We start from the raw sequence: 382 nt of genomic DNA, 5'->3' as shown, positions 1-382 counted from the left end.
ATAAGCAAATCGATTTGATCGTTCATCATTTCATCGTCGCCGCTATCTGGGCGGACGTGCCGGATACCGAAGAATTCGAAGGGGTGCATATTGAAGCTGACGACGAGGCCCGCGCTAAGGTCCGGGCTGGCGTCGTCGCGTTCTACGCGGAACACGCGGCACTCGTACATGCCGCGCTGAGCGCGCCGGGCTACGGGGACGCATGCGCGCAAGACTTCGGCGGGGAACGTCGGGACGAATGGCCGTTTGCCGCGTTCGGTCATGACCTGTATTTGACGACTCAGGGCCATGGGGTCGGTTTCTGGGACCGCGTGGAACTGGAACCCGGTAGCATCGGCGCGAAGCTCACGAACGCCTGTGATTATCTGGAACAGCGCGGTAA

General features: G+C 60.7%; 1 protein-coding gene. It reads left to right on the top strand.

Going from position 1 to position 382, the window contains the following annotated elements:
• Positions 1-382 (top strand): hypothetical protein (locus AC1RPQ_RS08075; protein ID WP_481762275.1); only part of this gene is annotated, 382 nt, incomplete at both ends.

The sequence above is a fragment of the Dellaglioa sp. CoH-57-MRSF-21 genome, assembly GCF_056781915.1.
Note: the sequence above shows the minus strand (reverse complement) of the source record. Positions and strands in the feature narration are given on the sequence as shown.